This is a genomic window from Halorubrum tebenquichense DSM 14210 (assembly GCF_000337415.1).
In the GTDB taxonomy this organism is placed as follows: Archaea; Halobacteriota; Halobacteria; order Halobacteriales; family Haloferacaceae; genus Halorubrum; species Halorubrum tebenquichense.
The window spans coordinates 18443-36370 of sequence record NZ_AOJD01000060.1; the positions used below are offsets into that span (position 1 = coordinate 18443).

11 protein-coding genes and 1 tRNA gene are annotated in these 17928 nt (G+C 67.1%); 3 read left to right on the forward strand and 9 right to left on the reverse strand.

Features of this window, described 5'->3' with window-relative positions; translation table 11 throughout:
• Position 1 precedes the first annotated feature (1 nt).
• From C472_RS11175 to C472_RS11185, 3 genes are read right to left on the reverse strand one after another with little or no spacing between them, the layout of a single operon-like run.
• Positions 2-520, reverse strand: coding sequence for a DUF7287 family protein (locus C472_RS11175; protein WP_006629947.1), 519 nt, complete (start codon positions 518-520; stop codon positions 2-4).
• Entirely contained in the window at positions 510-2549 is a 2040-nt protein-coding gene (locus C472_RS11180) for a type II secretion system F family protein (protein WP_006629948.1), read from the reverse strand. Before C472_RS11180 ends, C472_RS11175 begins: the two co-directional genes overlap by 11 nt.
• A 30-nt stretch (positions 2550-2579) precedes the next feature.
• A complete protein-coding gene (locus C472_RS11185) occupies positions 2580-6236 on the reverse strand; it encodes an ATPase, T2SS/T4P/T4SS family (RefSeq protein ID WP_006629949.1) in 3657 nt (1218 codons plus the stop codon).
• Positions 6237-6415: 179 nt separating this feature from the next.
• On the opposite strand from C472_RS11185, the gene C472_RS11190 reads away from it, so the two are divergent.
• Positions 6416-7051 carry a DUF1405 domain-containing protein gene (locus C472_RS11190; RefSeq protein ID WP_006629950.1) on the forward strand — a complete coding sequence of 212 codons (636 nt, stop codon included), beginning with the start codon at positions 6416-6418 and terminating at the stop codon, positions 7049-7051.
• A 144-nt stretch (positions 7052-7195) separates the two neighbouring features.
• Here C472_RS11190 and C472_RS11195 read toward each other — a convergent pair.
• From C472_RS11195 to C472_RS11205, 3 genes are all read right to left on the reverse strand, one after another.
• A tRNA-Arg gene (locus C472_RS11195) sits at positions 7196-7268 on the reverse strand.
• Positions 7269-7321: 53 nt separating this feature from the next.
• Positions 7322-7594, reverse strand: coding sequence for a Sec-independent protein translocase subunit TatA/TatB (locus C472_RS11200; protein ID WP_049906548.1), 273 nt, complete (start codon positions 7592-7594; stop codon positions 7322-7324).
• 103 nt (positions 7595-7697) lie between these two features.
• On the reverse strand, positions 7698-8579 hold the full coding sequence (locus C472_RS11205; protein WP_006629952.1) for a hypothetical protein: 882 nt from the start codon (positions 8577-8579) through the stop codon (positions 7698-7700).
• A 190-nt stretch (positions 8580-8769) separates the two neighbouring features.
• On the opposite strand from C472_RS11205, the gene C472_RS11210 reads away from it, so the two are divergent.
• The gene (locus C472_RS11210) at positions 8770-9237 is read left to right on the forward strand and encodes a redoxin domain-containing protein (RefSeq protein WP_006629953.1); all 468 of its coding nucleotides are present in this window, start codon (positions 8770-8772) and stop codon (positions 9235-9237) included.
• 794 nt (positions 9238-10031) lie between these two features.
• The gene (locus C472_RS16385; RefSeq protein ID WP_082238254.1) at positions 10032-10973 is read left to right on the forward strand and encodes a hypothetical protein; all 942 of its coding nucleotides are present in this window, start codon (positions 10032-10034) and stop codon (positions 10971-10973) included.
• A 266-nt stretch (positions 10974-11239) separates the two neighbouring features.
• Here the strand turns inward: C472_RS16385 and C472_RS11220 are convergent, their stop codons facing one another.
• The 3 genes from C472_RS11220 to gyrB all read right to left on the reverse strand — a co-directional run bounded on the left by C472_RS11220 (position 11240) and on the right by gyrB (position 17857).
• A complete protein-coding gene (locus C472_RS11220) occupies positions 11240-13288 on the reverse strand; it encodes an AMP-binding protein (RefSeq protein WP_006629955.1) in 2049 nt (682 codons plus the stop codon).
• 136 nt (positions 13289-13424) lie between these two features.
• Positions 13425-15944, reverse strand: coding sequence for a DNA gyrase subunit A (gene gyrA / locus C472_RS11225; protein ID WP_006629956.1), 2520 nt, complete (start codon positions 15942-15944; stop codon positions 13425-13427).
• Positions 15941-17857, reverse strand: coding sequence for a DNA topoisomerase (ATP-hydrolyzing) subunit B (gene gyrB, locus C472_RS11230; RefSeq protein ID WP_006629957.1), 1917 nt, complete (start codon positions 17855-17857; stop codon positions 15941-15943). Before gyrB ends, gyrA begins: the two co-directional genes overlap by 4 nt.
• Positions 17858-17928: the final 71 nt, after the last annotated feature.

The following is a 17928-nucleotide window of genomic DNA, read 5'->3' on the forward strand; positions in this document are numbered from 1 at the left end:
CTCACCACACCCGCAGCGTGAGCCGGTACGTCTCTGGATCCCCCGGGCTCTCGGGATCGTCGATGGTGACGATGCGGCTGGCGGCCGAGACGCTCTCCGTCCGCGGCGGTGCGGGACCGGCGCGCATCGTGGTGACGTTCCCGTTCGATTCGAGCTGCTGGACCCTCCCGTCCTGCGTCACGGTGAGATTGAGTCCGCGCAGGTCGTCGACGCCGAGTTCCGCGTGGAGGTCGTCGGCGTCTTCGGTCCACCCGCACTCCTCGTCGGCCGCCGGGGCAGTCCCGCCGAAGAACGCGAACGTACAGGCGTGCGACAGCGCCGCGGTCGAGCCGACGCCGGTGAGCGACGACTCCGCGAGCCGCGCCGCGCCGCGCTCGGCGACGATGACGGTCGCGCCCTCCCCGACCGCGTACGGCTCCAGAAGCGACGGGACGAACGCGAACGTGAACCCGACCGCGACGAGGAACACGGACATCCCGACGACGAAGTCGAGGACGGTCTGGGCGCGGTCACCCGACATAGATCCACACCCCCAGCGCCAGCGTCATCAGGATCACGGCGAACTTGACCCCGGAGATGAGCTCCGCGTCGCGGATGTAGCCGCTGATGAACCCCGAGAGGATCGCCTGGATCGTCACCGCGTGGAAGAACAGCATCGAGAGGATGTCGGGGTCGATGCCGCCGCCCCCGCCGAAGCCCGCGCCGCCGGCGCTCCCGCCGCCGCTACCGCCCTGAGAGACCAGGTCGCCCATCACGCTGATGAACTGCGTCTGGAGGATGGCCATCACGCCGAGCAGTGTGATGTACGTCATCACGATGATCGCCACCTGCATCCGGGTCCGGGACTTGCGCTCGCGCTCGATGTCGTCTTGATTCTCCGAGGCCTGCGCGGCCGTCGTCAGCACGTCCGTGATCTGCGAGGAGGCCTCCTGCGCCTCCGTGATGAGCTTCACCGTCCGAGCGAGCCGGGGCACCGCGTACGAGTTGTTGAACTCGACTAAGGCGTCCCGCAGGCTCATCCCGTAGTTCACCTTCGCGTGGATCACCTCGAACTCGTCCGAGAGCGTCCCGGTCGAGGTCTCCGAGACGGTCTGGACCGATTCGAGCAGCGTCTGCCCGGTGTCGTTCGCTGAGGAGAGCTTCCGGAGGGTCTCCGAGAGCTTCCCCGTCACCGCCCGCCGCGAGCGCTGGTGCCACTCGTAGAAGACCCCGAGCGGGATCAACACGACGTAGACGGGGACGTAGACCCAGACGAACGCCGACCACACGGGGCGGTCGATCCACCCGTCGAGCGTCGTCGGGGCCGAGCCGGCCGCGGCCGCGACGGCGACCAAGGCGAGCGCCGAGGGGACGGTCAACGCGAGGGTGTACAGCGGGTTCTCGCGTAAGAAGACGTGGGGGGCGGAGAGTATCTCCATCGTCTTGTGGGTGCCCTCGCGGTCGCGGATGCGGTCGAACACCTCGAAGCTCCCGGTGAACGCCTCCACCAGCCCGAAGTGGAACAGCCCCTCCCGGCTCGTCTGCCTGAGCCGCTCGCTGCCGCCGTCCGGCTGGAGGTAGCCGTCGCCCGGCTCGTCCTGTTTCACCGTCGAGACCAACACGAGGAAGCCGACGCCGACGAGCGGGATGAGCAGGTACACCGTGACGTACAACAGTCGGTCGTCGGCCTCGCCCATCATGCCCATGATGACGAGGATGATGATGAGAAGGAGCGGGAACAGAGAGAGCGTCATGTACATCTCGCCGAACAGCTCCAGCGTCTCCAGCGTCATCTCGCGCTCCTGTTTCGACGTGCGGAGGTGTTTCTCCTTTTTGTCCTTCAGGAAACTCTCCATGTCGCCGCCGGAATTGACGATGGAGAGCATGTCCGCGAGGAACTGCGAGAGCTCGTCCGAGGGGGTCTCAAGCGACTGCTGGCGGATCGCGTTGCGGTAGTCGGTGCCGAAGTACTCCGTCTCGTTGACGATGCTCTGGAACTCGCGAGACACCTCGCCGTAGGTGTCCTCGGCGGCCGCCATCGCGCGCAGGATCTCCAGCTGATTGAGTCCCCCGACCGAGAGGGCATACATGAACGAGACGGAATCGGCCAGCAGGAGGTTGATCTCCCGCTTCCGCGACGAGGCCCGAGAGTACGGCACCGCGAGGAGACCGCCGAACCCGAGCGCGAAGCCGATCGAGCCGAAGACGAGCCCGCTGACGAGCACCGCGGTCGGCACGACGAGCGACCGGAGCAGCGCCTGAATCCCCGGCGTCGGCGCGGGAACGCCGAGCGAGAGGGTCTCCGGATCGATCAGCCCGAGCGAGAACACGCCGTAGCCGACGAGCGTGCCGACCGCCCAGAGCGTCCCGCCGACCAGTATCCCAATGGCGAGCGCCATCGAGACGTACATCTCGACTTGGTCCGGCATGCGCGCCTCGACGAGCTTGCGCTCGACGTCCCCCACGAAGTCGCCGTCGGGGTCGAACAGCAGCTCGAACACCGGGTAACACAGCTCCGCGAGGACGTTCGCGTCGAGTCCGCCGTCTCCCGGGTCCACGTCGACGCTCACGGCTCGGCCCCGGCCCTCACGACCGACATATCACCCGTCCTCCGCGGGCTCGACGTCGCCGAACCCCCAGTTCTCGATGTCGTCGTCCGACTTGTCGGGGTCGTCGCTCCGGGGGTCTTCATCGTCCGATCTCCCCGGTTCGTCCGGGGCGGCCGGCTCGCCGAACTCGTCCGATTCGCCGGACCCGTCGACACCGGGGGCGACGGAGTCGCCGGCGTCGTCGTCCGCGACGGGATCGGCAGCGCCGAACCCCTCGCTCACGTCCGGCTCGGCGACCGACCCCGAGGGTCCCGCGGGCGACGAGAGCACGTCGACACCCTCGTCGAACGGCTCCTCGAAATCGATGTCGCCCGGATCGCCGGAACCGTCGCCGGCCGCGGTCGCGTCCACCTCGGCGGTCTCCCCGAACTCGTCGTGAACGGAGTCGGATGGTGAGGCGTCCGGATCGGTGTCTGGCGCGGGAGCGTCCGGATCGGTGTCTGGCGCGGGAGCGTCCGGATCGGTGTCTGGCGCGGGAGCGTCCGGATCGGTGTCGGCCGTCTCCGGCGGCGCGGTCGGATCGCTCGCGGCCGCGTCCGTCGCGTCCGCCTCCAGCGCCGTTTCGGCGAGGGCCTCGCGGTCGGCTCCCGGCCGCGCCTCGACGTCGCGGGCGGGGGCCATCTCGAGGAGGGCGTTCGCGACCGAGTCCGGCACTTCGCCCCGATACGTCTCGAACAGGTCCTCGGCGGCGTCGAGTATCTCGGCGACCTCCGCTCGCGCCTCGGCGTCCGGTTCGGGCCGCGGGACCAGCTCCTCCTTGTCGCGGTCGACGTTGATCAGCACCGACTCCATCTCGCGGAGGTCCTCCAGCGAGCGCTCCAGTTCGTCGTTGGCCATGAGCGCGAGCACCGTCTCCGGGTCGTTGATGAACGCCTGGAACGTCGCCGCCACCTGCGCGTAGCTGTTGAGCCCGCGGTCGATGAGGTACGCCAACACGACGCGACGCTTGCGCAGCTCCTCGTCGAGCGTCTTCCGGCTCCAACCGCGGTCGAACATGATGTCCTCGAGGGTGTTCGAGTCGCCCATCTGGAGGAACTCGTCCGTCTCGGCCTGCCACTGGAACACGTCCTGAACGTTGATCTCGTCGTTCTCCGCGTCGTAGTGGTTGATCTCAGTGATCGACTTGTTTCGGCGGACCTTCTTGCCCTGAACCCGAGTCGACGTCTGGATGGAGACCAGATCGAGGGCGGTGAACATCGTCTTCGAGACGTTGATCGGGTCGGTGGTGAACCGCTTGAGCACCTCGCCGACGGAGTCGGCGTGGAAGGTGGTGTAGGTGGTGTGGCCGGTCGACATCACCTGGAAGGCGGTCCGGCCCTCCTCGCCGCGGATCTCGCCCATCACGATGTAGTCGGGGCGCTGGCGAAGCGCGGCCTCCAGCAGGTCGAACTCGTCGATGTCGCCCTTGTCGTCGTCGGAGAAGGAGGGGCGCGTGACGGAGGCGATCCAGTTGCGCTGGGGCAGCTCCACCTCGCGGGTGTCCTCGATGGAGACGATCTTCGCGTTCGAGGGGATAAAGAGGGAGACCGCGTTCAGGCTCGTCGTCTTCCCGGACGCGGTGCCGCCGGCGAAGATCAGGCTCTTGTGGTTCTCGATCGACAGCCAGAGGAACGCCATCTCGTCGAGCGAGAACGTCTTCCAGTTGATCAGGTCGATCGGGGTGAACGGCACGTCGTTGAACTGCCGGATGGTGTAGTTGGTCCCGTGGTCGGAGACCTCGCGGCCGAGCGTGAGCTGGGCGCGCGAGCCGTCCGGGAGGGTCGCGTCCACCTGCGGCCGCCGCTTCGAGATCCCCTTTCCGGAGCGCTGCGCCAGCTTCACCACGAAGTCGTCAAGCTCGTCGGTGTCGTGGTGGATGTTCGTGATGATCTGCTCGTACTCGGAGTGGTAGACGAAGACGGGCGAGTTGTACCCGTCACAGGAGATGTCCTCGACGTTGATGTCGTACTTGATCGGGTCGATCCGCTCGTAGCCGATGAAGTCGCGTTTGAGGTAGTACAGCAGCTTCTCGACCTGATGTTCCGAGAGCGTCTCCGCGTCCTCCGCGAGGACCGCCGGCTCGGGACGGGCGCTGATCGACGGCGGGTCGGACGCCGACTCGACGGGCGGCTCGTACCCCAGCGACTCCGCGATCCGCCAGGCGATCCCCTCGGACGGCTCGATGCCGAACCGGTCGATCAGCGCGTCCGCGATCCCGCGCTCGTCGCCGTCGTCCTCGTAGATCCCGTAGCGGTCCAAAAGCGAGCGCGTCTCCTCGACGATCACCTCCTCGCGGAACGCCTCGTCGCCGCCCGCGATCGACTCGTCGGCGTACTTGATCGAGGTGCGGAGCTTGCCGGTGAGGAACTCCGTGAGGTCCTCCTCGATCTCGGTCCGGTACGGCTGGACCGCGTAGTACTTCACCTCGTTCTCCTTCGTCGACCGGAAGACGATGACGAACGCGTACGGCTTGTTCACCCAGTAGCGCTCCTCCTCGCGGAAGTGCGTCTTCTTCGGCATCGGCACCGCCTTCTCCAGGTCGTACCGGTTCGTCAGCGTGGTGTGCCCCTCCGCGGTCGAGAAGAAGGCGTCCTCGTCGATCTCGGGGTTGACGTCGACGGTCCGCTCGTCGACGAGGTCCGCGAGGTCGGCGGCGGCGGTCCCGCCCGCGCCGAGTAAGTCCTCGGTGCGGTCCGGATCGAACCCGAGCGCCTCCGTCTTGTCCTCGTGGGTGAACGAAAGCGGCTCGGGCTCTCCCTCCTCGTTCTCAACCGTCGGCGGGCTCCCGTCCTCGTCGAGGAAGAACTCCTCGCGGTAGTCGTCCCACGTGTAGTACCCCTTCAACACGGGGACCGAGTAGGGGTCGTACCGCTCCGCACACAGGTCCCAGAGGGCGTCGCCGACCGCCGCGGCCGCGCGGACTCGGTACCCGGTCTCGCTCGGGTCGAACCCGAGGAGCGCGGCCGGGTCGAGGTCGATCCGGTCCCACTCCTCGGACGTCGGCGCGCGCGACGGTACCGACTCGACGCCGTCGCCGGGCGCGACCACGATTCCGCCGACGCCGCCGCGCCCGACCGGGTCGTCGAAGACCGTGTCGGGGGCGGCGTGTTCGGTATCGACGGCGTCGGCTGCGGGGTCGCCTCGCTCCGTCCCGGCGTCGGGGTCGTCGGATTCCGTGGCGTTCGGATCCGTTTCCTCGTCGGGCGGCGCTGCGAGGCGCTCGCCGGTCGGCACGACGGCCGACCCGTCGAGCAGAACCGCGTCCGAGCCGACGACCAGGGTGCCTCGCTCGGGGGTCCCGTGGCCGGAGACGGCGGTCTCGCCGTCGGCCTCGAACGGCTCGTCGACGCCTGTCGCTCGGATCACGTCGTCGAGGCCGGCGGGGAGGTGGAGGGCGACCGCGTCGGCCGGGACCGCCGGAGCGTCCGGCACGTCGGCGTACACCCGCCGCGCGGCGTCCTCGTGGCCTCGCTCCGCGAGCAAAGACCGCCAGGCGTACCGGTCGGTGACGACCGGCGACCCCGCGTCCGCGTCCCGTTCGTCGGGGTCGTCTCGTTGGTCGGGTCCCTCGGAGTCATCCCGACCGTCCCCCGGGGACGCGTCGGACGCGGAGCTGTCGCCCTCCGGATCGGACCGCTGGGCGGGGCGCTCGGCGTCCTCGTCGCTCATAGTTCCGTCAACGCCGGGTCCGTTGAAAAAGGTGTCTGGCAAAACACCGCGATTGATAATCGACCGCGGACGGGCGGGTTTTAGGTCGTCGCGCACGGATCGCCGCCGTGTCACGCTCCGAACGCTCCCCGCGGCTCCGGCGACTCCGGCGACTGCGAAACCCCGCGGTCAGGCGGCGGGTGCGGGCGGCGATCGCCGAGGAGTTGCTCGGGACGCCGCGGAGCCTCGCCGTCGTCTGCGGGTTCACCGCGTTCATGCTCGCGGTCGGCACCTGGTACTACGCGCCGACTGCGGGCTCGGTTCCGGTCCCCCTCTGGCCGCTGTACGCGGACTCGACGGTCGCGGTCGCGCTCGGCGGAGCGGTCCTCGTCGGAATCATCCCGACGGTCCGACGCGGCGGCGACGTCACCGTCGACACCCCGATATCGCGGGCGTCGGCGTACCTCCAGACGGTCGCGTTCGTCTGGTTGGTCCAGTTCGGCGTCTGGCCGCTGGTCTCGCTCAACCTCGCGTTCGGTCAGTACGTCGCCGCCCCGGACGCGTGGCTCTACTACTGGGGCGTGATCGGGACACACCTGCTGTTCGTCGGGCTGGCGCTCCTGTTCCCGGCGTTCGGACGCACGACGCCGGGCGCGCTCGCGACGGCGCTGGGGCTCGGCGTCGCGAACGTCGTCGTCGACTACTGGGTCGGCTTCCACCCGCCGCTGCTGTACGAGCCCGGAGCCGGACTAGCGGGCGCGACGCTCGCGATCGCGGTCGGATCGGTCACGCTCGCGTCGCACTCGTTCAGGCGGCTGGAGGACTCTGAGCGGTGACGCGCTTTCGACAGCGCAAGAATCCCGCTTGTGCCGCTACTGCTCACTTCGTTCGCAGATAGCGGGCACGGCGGGATCCTCGCGAGCGAACGCAGTGAGCGAGCGTGGAGCCAGTCGCGCCCGTGACTGAGCGAAGCGAGGGAACGGGCGCGACGGGATTCGAACCCGCGATCGAGAGGTTAGGAACCTCTCGCCCTGTCCGCTAGGCCACGCGCCCAGATCGGGGAGAGAAGACTGTACGGCGGAAGTGGATCGGCGTCGGAGCCGGCGTTACGCGCTGGTTTCCTTGTCGGTCTCGGTTTCGAGGTCGTCGAACTCGTCGTCCTCGTCGTTGACCACCGAGCCGCTGTCGTCGTCGTCCATCTCTTTCAGTTCCTCTTCGATCTCCTCGCGGCCCTTCTTGAACTCACCCATCGCCTGGCCGGTCGAGCGGGCCAGCTTCGGGATCTTGTTCGCCCCGAACAGCAGGACCAGCACGAGCAGGATGATGAGGAGCTCGGGCCCCACCGGAAGACCGCCGAACAGTGGAATCACACTTACCATCTCTGTCTCGCAGTAACCCTGTGGCGACTATAGTCTTTTTGCCTCTGTCGGATCCGCGCGGCCGCCGAGGACGTCCGAGCTCGAGCGGCGACCGCCGGACCGATCAGTCCCACCCGGAGAGGTGCGTGAAGTACCAGTCCCCGTCGTAGCGGACGAGCGGAACGGCCTCCCCGTCGGTCGACAGCGCGTCGAGGACCGCCGCGAACGCGTCGGAGTGCGGCCGCGACTCGCGGTACTCGGAGTCGATCGCCGCGTCGAGAATCGCGCGCCGCTCCGGGCTCGGGTCGTCGAACGACCGACCCTGCTCCTCGCCGACGACCCGACGGAACCCGTCCGGCGACGAGGCGACGTGCTCCGCGCGAACGGCGACGGTCCGGACCTCGACCGATCGCTCTTCTTCGAACCCGAACTGAAGCAGTTCGCCGCCCCACTCGACGCGCTGGCCGTCCTTCCCGGGGACGAACCGCGAACGCTCCCGCGTCTCGGCGGACGCGTACGCGAACGTCACGTCGAACGGCGGATAGTGCGGCGCATGAACGAGACCCGCGTTCCCGAGCGCGTCGCGGACCGCGTCGCGGTCGCACGCGGGGAGGTCCGCGAACGAGACGTTCGACGGTGGGCCGAAGAGGAACGAATCGACGGCGTCGACCTCGACCGCGTACTCGTATCCCGTCACCGTGACAGAGCGGAGCGTCTCGGTCTCGACGCGGTGGAACGCCGGGCCGTCGGTGACGACGTACGGTGCCGAGATGTCCGGGCCGTAGTACCCCTCGACGGTCCCCTCGCCGCCGCCGATCGCGGTCCGCACGGCGGCTCGGCCGGCGTGGCCGACCATGTCGACGGAGGTGCCGAAGGTGTTCGAAACGCCCGCGGGCGACGCCTCGTCAAGCCTGAACACGGTCTCGTCGGCACCGTCGTTCCCGAGGCCGGCGTCGAGACATCCGGACAGCGCGGTCGCCGAGGCGGTCGCGGTCAGCAGTGCCACTCGACGGCGGGTCGGGCGGCGTGGAGGGCGGGACACGCGCGGTGCTACCGCGGCGATCCACTTGGTCTCTGTCCCGACTCGGGTCGAATCGTCGCCTCCGATCGTACCGAGGACGGGCCGCCCGAAGGCGACGGACCGACTCGAATTCCGCCGTCGAAACCGTGATACGCCCGGCCGCCGACGACCAGATATGCCACACGTCGGCGACGACGCTCCCGACTTCACCGGATCGCTCGTGGACGGCGACATCGCGCCGTTCGAACTCGCCGATCACCTCGGCGACGAGCCTGTCGTGCTCGCTTTCTTCCCGGCCGCCTTCTCGAACACCTGTACCGACGAGATGGAGGCGCTCCGCGACGGGTTCGACCGCGACGACTGTACGCTGTTCGGCGTGAGCACCGACCTCCCGCACGCGCTCGCCGCGTACCGCGCCCAGTACGACCTCCCGTTCGCGCTCGTCGGCGACCCGGACCACAACGCGATCGAGGCGTACGACGTGATCGAGGACTTCGAACGCTACGGCGTCGAGACGGTCGCCCAGCGCGCGGTGTTCGTTATCGACGCGGACGGCACCGTGACGTACCGCTGGCTCGCGGACAACGCGGGACAGGAGCCGGACTACGACGAACTCGACGAAGCGGTCGACGAGGCGGCCTGAAGCGGAGTTCGGACTCCGTTACGGGAGTCGAACGGGAATTTCGTCCTCCGCGGCTACAGCGACGCGCTACGGGCCTCAACGACAGACGGATCGATCTTCGGGGACCTTCCCGTGCCTGCCTTCGCGCCCTCGGTTCGACACGAGACGAGTCGTGACCCGACTCCTCAGATTCGTCTTCTCTGAAACGGCGGGTAGTCGGAGAATGCGTACCTGACAGTCGGTTAATCACATCAGATAGAGAAATGACTGCGATATGGCCGGCAACTCCGGTGTATGCGGCTCGTGGCGTCCAATAGGGCCAGATTGTTGAGGCGTGGAATGACGTACAAAAAGCCTATGCCCACGTAATCATCAACTGACACTATGCCCTCCAGACGTGCGTTTCTCACGACAGGCGGAGCCATACTTGGCACGGCACTCGCGGGCTGTACGCTGTCGCCGAGTGAGCCCTCTACGGAGTCGTACCCGGCAACCACCCCAAACACGTTCTTCTCTTTCGACTGGGCTCCCGATCAGTCAGTACTCACGGTCACGTTCGAGCGCGGGAACCGCCTCACGACCGAAAATACGGAACGTCTGAGCATTATCACAGAAGACGGGGACGAAAGGGAGACCGTCTGGGTCGGGCCTACGGAGAGAGATCCGGCGGCGACATTTCCACTCACACCGAAAGCGACGGTAGCCCACGAACTATCGGCTCCAGCAGAGACGCGGATTATATGGACTCGATCTGAAGAAGCAAGAATACAGGCCGGAGCATGGCGTCCTGAAGTAGAAACGGAGGGTGCGAACGAATGAACCGCCGTCAGTTTCTTGCCGGGACTGGTACTGCTGTAGTCGGGGCCGCGGGTGGATACGGTGGTCTTCGTGTCGCTGATATCCGTCCGTACGATCCGGAACTTCCGACGGGCGACTCACCGCGTGAACGCATCGTCGCGGCGGCGAAACACCGTCACGCGGCCGATCATCGGGCAGTTACTCGGGTACGGGTCCTCGATGACTGGACCGGTGAAGCACCGTACGATCTGGACGTGTTTCGACGGTGGTACCAGCATTCACGTCGTCGCCAACTCCGGGCGCTAACGACATACAAGGCACCGCTGGCTCGTGACCACCCGGTTCGTGATGAGTTAGGTGTCGAAGAGATGTTCCCCCACGAGACGGTCTTGGAGTTGGATCATTCGGTCCGGGTACTCAGAGACCCCGAGTATCTTCCGTCGACCACTGTTTACTATCTCACTGACGGGAAAGCGATCTACGACCCTGACGCGCCGGCCCCAGACGGAGACACAGTTCGCGTCTCAGATGCGCACGCTTACAATATCAGTCCCAATAGCTATCCTGGCGAATCGACTTGGATCGATTTTGTCCGGCCGCACCGGACTGAGTGGATGGAAACCGAAGCAGCAGCCGAAACCGTCACGTACCGCGTTTCCGGTCCAGACACGTACGCGCAGGTCGTTCCATTTCCATCCGATATCAGTCGCCAGCTACAGCTCGGCGACTGTTGGATCGAGGTGACACTCGGTCGTGACACGGGACGACTTCGACGAGTCGTCAACCACCGTGACGTTAGTATTGACGTACAGGGAACTTCCGAGCAATCGTTGACGCATCGTATCGACACGAGATTCGACCGGTACGGTGAGACGACGGTCCATCCGCCTGCCGGAAGTATCGACCAGGATTTGACCACCCGCGTGAACGGACTCCTCAACGATTTATTTACATATTAAACAGCATAATAATATGCCCGAACCAGTTTATCCCTGTTTACCGATAAATAAACCGTTTGGGCTGTTGAGATCCCGATTCCTGAACAGTGATTCCGGATTGGTCATCCGATGGAAACGACAGGCTGAGTGATCCGTGGATCAGCTGTACTGAGCGATCGAGGTCGTCGAACCGTCGGAACCTGAGTGTTTCAACGGGGCCTACGGGGGTATCGATTTCAGAGGGCCTCGACGGACCCGAAGCCGTGTTCGGTCGGTTGATTCTTCGCTCAGACCGCGTCCCGCAGCGCATCGAGCGCCTCCGGGTTCTCCATCGAGGAGAGGTCGCCCGGGTCCTCGCCGTTGTAGACCGACTCGATCGCGCGCCGGATGATCTTGCCCGACTGAGTCTTCGGGAAGGCGTCGACGAACAGCAGTTCGCGCGGCCGGAACGGCTTGCCGTGCTCGTCGCCGACCAGGGCCCGCAGCTCCTCGCGGAGGTCGTCGCTCGGCTCCGCGTCGGGTTCGAGGACGACGTACGCGACGACTGCCGTCCCGGTGGTGTCGTCCGGGACGCCCACCGCCGCGGCCTGGTTGACGGCGTCGTGGTCGATGAGGACGCCCTCGATCTCGGCCGGGCCGACCTTCCGCCCGGCGACGTTCAGGGCGTCGTCGGCGCGGCCGTGGAGGAACCAGAAGCCGTCGTCGTCCTTCTGCGCGAAGTCGCCGTGGTCCCACAAGTCGGGCCACGTCGACCAGTACTCCTCTAAGTAGCGCTCGTCACCCGACCACAGCGACTTCGTCATCGAGGGGCAGGAGTCGCGCGCGACGAGGTAGCCGCGCTCGCCGGACTCCCGGACCGACTCGCCGGTCTCGTCGACGATGTCGATGTCCATCCCCAGTCCGGGGCCGCCGAGCGTACAGGGCTTCAGCGGCTGGTTCGGCATCGGCATCAGGAAGCAGCCGCAGATCTCCGTGCCGCCGGAGATGTTGATTATCGGGCAGTCGCCGCCGCCGACCGCGTCGTGGAACCAGCGCCACGACTCGGGGTCCCACGGCTCGCCGGTGGAGCCCAGTATTCGGAGCGAGGAGAGGTCGTGATCGTCGACCCATTCGTCTCCGTGCTTGCGGAGCGCGCGGATCGCGGTCGGCGAGATGCCGAACTGCGTGATCGCGTGCCGGTCGATCAGCTCCCAGAAGCGGTCCGGTTCGGGGTGGTCGGGCGCGCCCTCGTACATCACCACCGTCCCGCCGAACGCGTGGTTGCCGATCAGCGTCCACGGGCCCATCATCCAACCGATGTCGGAGACCCAGAAGAACCGGTCCGCGGGCTTCTGGTCGAAGCCGAAGTGGATCTCCTTCGCGCACTGCGTGAGGACGCCCGCGTGGGTGTGGACGATCCCCTTCGGCTCGCCCGTGGTCCCCGAGGAGTACAACAGCATCGACTCCTGGTCGCTCGGGAGGCGCTTCGTCTCGTACGTCGAGGGCTGCGAGCCGACCGCGTCCGCCCACGTCCGGTCGCGGTCGTCGTTCCACGGGACGGGGTCGGCGTCGTCAGCGCCGCCGCCGGCCGCGTTCGGGCCCTCGCCGTCGCTCGCGGGCGTCGCGCCGAGCCGGTCGTACACGACCACCTCTTCGACGTGGCCGGCGTCCGCGATCGCCTCGTCGGCGGTCCCCTTCAGCCGCACCTCGTCCCCCCGGCGGTAGAACCCGTCGCCCGTGAACAGCACGGACGGCTCCCCGTCCTCGATCCGGGTCGCGGTCGCCTCGCGCCCGAACCCGGAGAAGATCGGCACCGCGATCGCGCCGACCTTCAGGCAGCCGTAGAGGATCGAGACGACCTCGGGCACCATCGGCATGTACAGCCCGACGGTGTCGCCGGTCTCGATCCCCGCCTCCGTCAGGTAGTTCGCGACGCGGTCGCTCTGCCGGCGGAGCTCGTGGTAGGTGATTTCGCGGACGTCGCCCGGCTCCCCCTCCCAGAGCAGCGCGACGCGGTTACGGTTCGGGGAGTCGGCCGCGGCGTGGCGGTCGACGACGTTGTGCGCGACGTTGACCTCGCCGCCGGGGTACCAGTCGGAGAACTGCGGGCCGTCGCTGTCGTCGCGCACCGCGTCGTAGTCGGTGTAGAAGTCGAGATCGAGGTAGTCGACGATCTCGTCCCAGAACCAGTCGACCCCGGACGCCGGCTCGCCCGGGACCTCCGAGGTCGTCCGCTCGATCAGCTCCTCGTAGTCGTCGATCCCGTACTCGCGCATGAACGCCGCGACGTTCGTCGACTCGGCGAACGCCTCGGTCGGCTCGTGTACGACCTCGTCTATCCCCTCGTACTCGTCCATCTCGTCCGGGGATTTTCGCGGCGACAGTAAGTAACTTTCCTGAAGGACCTACCGGGGGTCGGCAGTTCAACTCCGCACACGCGCCCGGAGGGCGGTCGGGAGACCGGAACCGGGGCGGTTTCGTCGCGCGGGGCGACTACTCGGCCGCGGCGTCCGCTTCGATGTCTCCCTCCTCGTCGGCGTCGTCCGCCTCGCTCTCGGCGGCGTGGACCGACTCGGGGACGATATCGACGGACGCGACCTCGTCGTCGGGCTCTAAGTTCATCACGATGACGCCCTTCGTGTTCCGGCTCACGGTCGATATCTCCTCGACGCGAGTCCGCATGATCTGGCCGGCCCCGCTCATCGCGACGAGGTGGTCGCCGTGGGTGACCGCCTCGATGGCGACGACCTCGCCGTTGCGGTCGCCGGTCTTGATGTCGACGAGCCCCTTCCCGTTCCGGGACTGCGGGCGGTACTCGTCGAGGTCCGAGCGCTTCCCGTAGCCGTTCTCGGTCACGGTGAGCACCCAGTTGTGGTGCTCGTCGTCGATGGCGGCGACGCCGGCGACGGCGTCGCCCTCGCGGAGGTCGATCCCGATCACGCCGCGGGCGGTGCGGCCCATCGCGCGGGCGTCGGACTCGTCGAACCGGATCGCCATCCCGTGTTTGCTCCCGATGACGATGTCGCGGTCCCCGTCGGTCACCTCGACGTCGACCAGTTCGTCGCCGTCCTCCAACCGGATGGCGCGGATACCCGTCGAGCGGATGTTGCCGAACTCGTCGACGGCGGTCCGCTTGATGTACCCGTCGCGGGTGACCATCGTGAGGTACTCGTCGTCGTCCAGGTCCTCGGTGTTGACGACCGACTCGATCTCCTCGCCGTCGTCCAGATCGAGGAGGTTGACCGCGGACTTCCCGCGCGCGGTGCGGGACATCTCCGGGATCTCGTAGGTCTTCAGCTCGTAGATCTGCCCGTGGTTGGTGAATACGAGCAGGTAGTCGTGGGAGTTGGCCGCGAACACCGAGGAGACGCGGTCGCCCTCCTTCAGGCCCGTGCCGATGATCCCCTTGCCGCCGCGGTTCTGCGCGCGGAACTCGTCGAGCGGCATCCGCTTGATGTAGTCGTCCTCGCTCATCACGACGACGCACTCCTCCTCGGGGATGAGGTCCTCGTGAGTCACGTCGCCCGCGTCCTCGATGAAGCTCGTGCGGCGCTCGTCGTCGTACTCGGCTTTGATCTCGTGAAGCTCGTCGACGATCACCTGATCGAGCTCGTCGGGGTCGGCGAGGATCGTCTCCAGCCGCTCGATCCGGGCGTTCACCTCCTCGTACTCCGCCTCGATCTCGGCCGTCTCCATCGACGTGAGCGAGCCGAGCTGCATCCGGACGATGTGGGCCGCCTGCGCCTCGGTGAAGTCGAACGCGGACTCCAGCGCGGCCTTCGCGGCGTCGCGGTCGTCGGAGTCCTGGATCGTCTCGACGACGTCGTCGACGTTGTCGAGCGCCTTCAGCCGCCCTTCGAGGATGTGCGCGCGGTCCTCGCGCTCGGCGAGTTCGTGTTCGGAGCGCCGCCGGACGACCTCGCGCCGGTGCTCGACGTAGTGTTCGAGCGTCTCCTTGAGGTCCAACACCTGCGGCGAGCCGTCGACCAGGGCGAGGTTGATGACGCCGAACGTGCGTTCGAGGTGGCTCTCCAACAGCTGGTTCTTGACGACCTCGGCCATCGCGTCGCGCTTGAGCTCGACGACGATCCGGATCCCGTCGCGGTCGGACTCGTCGCGGAGGTCGCGGATCCCCTCGATCGCGCCCTCGTTGACGTCCTCGGCGATCCGCTCGACGAGCCGCGACTTGTTCTGCTGGAAGGGGAGCTCCGAGATGACGATCCGGCCCTCCTCCTCGTCGACCTCGAACTCGGCGCGGACGCGGATCCGACCGCGACCAGTCTTGTACGCCTTGTGGACCGCGTTCCGGCCGACGATGTTCGCGCCGGTCGGGAAGTCCGGCCCCTTGACGTGTTCCATCAGATCTTCGACGGTCGCGTCGGGGGTCTGGATTAGCTCGACGGTCGCGTCGATCACCTCGCCGAGGTTGTGCGGCGGGATGTTCGTCGACATCCCGACGGCGATGCCCGACGAGCCGTTGACCAGCAGGTTCGGGAATGCCGCGGGCAACACCGCCGGCTCCTCCAGGCGGTCGTCGTAGTTCGCCTCGAAGTCGACGGTGTCGCGCTCGATGTCGGCCAGTAGCTCCTCGGCGATGGGCGACATCCGCGCCTCCGTGTACCGCATCGCGGCCGGCGGGTCGCCGTCGACGGAGCCGAAGTTCCCCTGCCCGTCGACGAGCGGGTAGCGCATCGAGAAATCCTGTGCCATCCGCGCGAGCGTGTCGTAGATGGCGCTGTCGCCGTGGGGATGGTAGTCACCCATCGTCTCGCCGACGACGGAGGAGGACTTGCGGTGGGCGGAGTTGCTCGTCACGCCCGCCTCGTTCATCGCGAAGAGGATGCGGCGGTGGACGGGTTTGAGCCCGTCGCGCACGTCGGGGAGCGCGCGGCCCGCGATGACGGACATCGCGTAGTCGATGTACGACTGCTCCATCTCGTCCTCGATTCGCGCGTTCGTCACCTGCGCGGCCCGTACGTCTCCGGTGTCGGCGTCGGGAGTCTCTGAGCTCATATGTCCACCCACTCCGCTTCGGTCGCGTGCTCCTTGATGAACTGCTTGCGCGGCTCGACGGCGTCACCCATCAGCACGTTGAACATGCGGTCGGCGGCGGCGGCGTCGTCGACGTTGATGCGCTTGAGCCGGCGGTTCTCCGGGTCCATCGTCGTGTCCCACAGCTGGTCGGGGTTCATCTCGCCGAGGCCCTTGAACCGCTGTACCTGCGTCGGATTCCCGTCGCACACCTCCTCGACGATGCGGTCGCGCTCCTCCTCGGTCATCGCGTCGTACGTCTCGCCGCGGTAGCGGACGCGGTACAGCGGCGGCTGGGCCGCGTACACGTAGCCGGCCTCCAGTAAGGGCTTCATGTGCCGGTAGAGGAGCGTCAGGAGCAGCGTCCGGATGTGCGCGCCGTCGACGTCGGCGTCCGTCATCAGGATGATCTTGTTGTACCGGACGTCGTCGATGTCGAACTCCTCGCCGATCCCCGCGCCGATGGCGGTGATCAGCGCGCGGATCTCGTCGTTCTCTAAGATTCGGTCGAGGCGGTGCTTCTCGACGTTGAGGATCTTCCCCTTGAGGGGTAAGATCGCCTGGTTCTCGCGGTTCCGACCCTGCTTGGCCGAGCCGCCCGCGGAGTCGCCCTCGACCACGAACAGCTCCGCCTCGGTCGGGTCGCGGGTCTGGCAGTCGGCGAGCTTGCCGGGGAGCGCGGTCGACTCCAGCGCGGACTTCCGCCGGGTGAGCTCCTCGGCCTTCTTCGCGGCCTTCCGGGCGCGAGCCGCCTCCGCGGCCTTGTGGACGACCTTCTCCGCGGTGTCCGGGTTCTCCTCGAAGAACGTCCCGAGCTTCTCGTGGGTCGCGGACTCGACCACGCCCCGGACCTCGCTGTTGCCGAGCTTCGTCTTCGTCTGCCCCTCGAACTGCGGGTCGGGGTGCTTCACCGAGACGACGGCCGTGAGGCCCTCGCGGACGTCCTCCCCTTTGAGGTTGGCGTCGAGGTCGTCGACGAGCCCGTGCTCGTTCGCGTAGTCGTTCACCGTCCGCGTCAGGGCGGTCTTGAACCCGGTGAGGTGGGTCCCGCCCTCGCGGGTGTTGATGTTGTTCGCGAACGCGTGGACGGAGCCTTGGAGCTCCTCCGTCGCCTGCATCGCGACCTCGACGTGGACGCCCTCGCTCTCGCCCTCGAAGTAGATGACCTCCTCGTGGATCGGCGAGCGCGTCTCGTTGAGGTACGCGACGAACTCGCGGATGCCGCCGTCGTACTTGAACGTCTCCGCGGTGTCGTCGCGGTCGTCCACGAGTCGGATCTCGACGCCCGAGTTGAGGAACGCCAGCTCGCGGAGCCGGTTCGCGAGCGTCGAGGTCTGGAAGTCGGTCGTCTCGAATATCTCGTCGTCGGGCCAGAATCGGATCTGCGTCCCGGTGGACTCGTCGGCGTCCATGTCGCGGACGCGCTCGAATGCGTCCTCGCCGGGTTCGCCGCGCTCGAACTCGTGGCGGTAGACGCCGCCGTCGCGTTTCACCTCGACTTCCAACCGCTCGGAGAGGGCGTTGACGACGCTGACGCCGACGCCGTGGAGCCCGCCGGACACCTGATACGACTTGGAGTCGAACTTCCCGCCGGCGTGGAGGACGGTCAGGATGACCTCCAGCGCGGGCCGGTCGTACTCCTCGTGGGTGTCGACCGGGATCCCGCGTCCGTCGTCGCGGACGGAGACGGAGCCGTCGTCGTGGACCCGGACCTCGATCTCCTCGCAGTACCCCGCGAGCGCCTCGTCGATGGAGTTGTCGACGACCTCGTAGACGAGATGGTGGAGCCCCCGACCGTCCGTGGACCCGATGTACATCGCCGGTCGCTTACGGACGGCCTGTAGGCCTTCGAGGACCTGAATTTGGCCGGCTCCGTATTCGCTCTGCTCTGACATAGGAACTTACTCCAGCTAATTGCCGTCGGTTTATAAACCCGACGCACGCCCGCGCGCGTGAACGGCCGCCA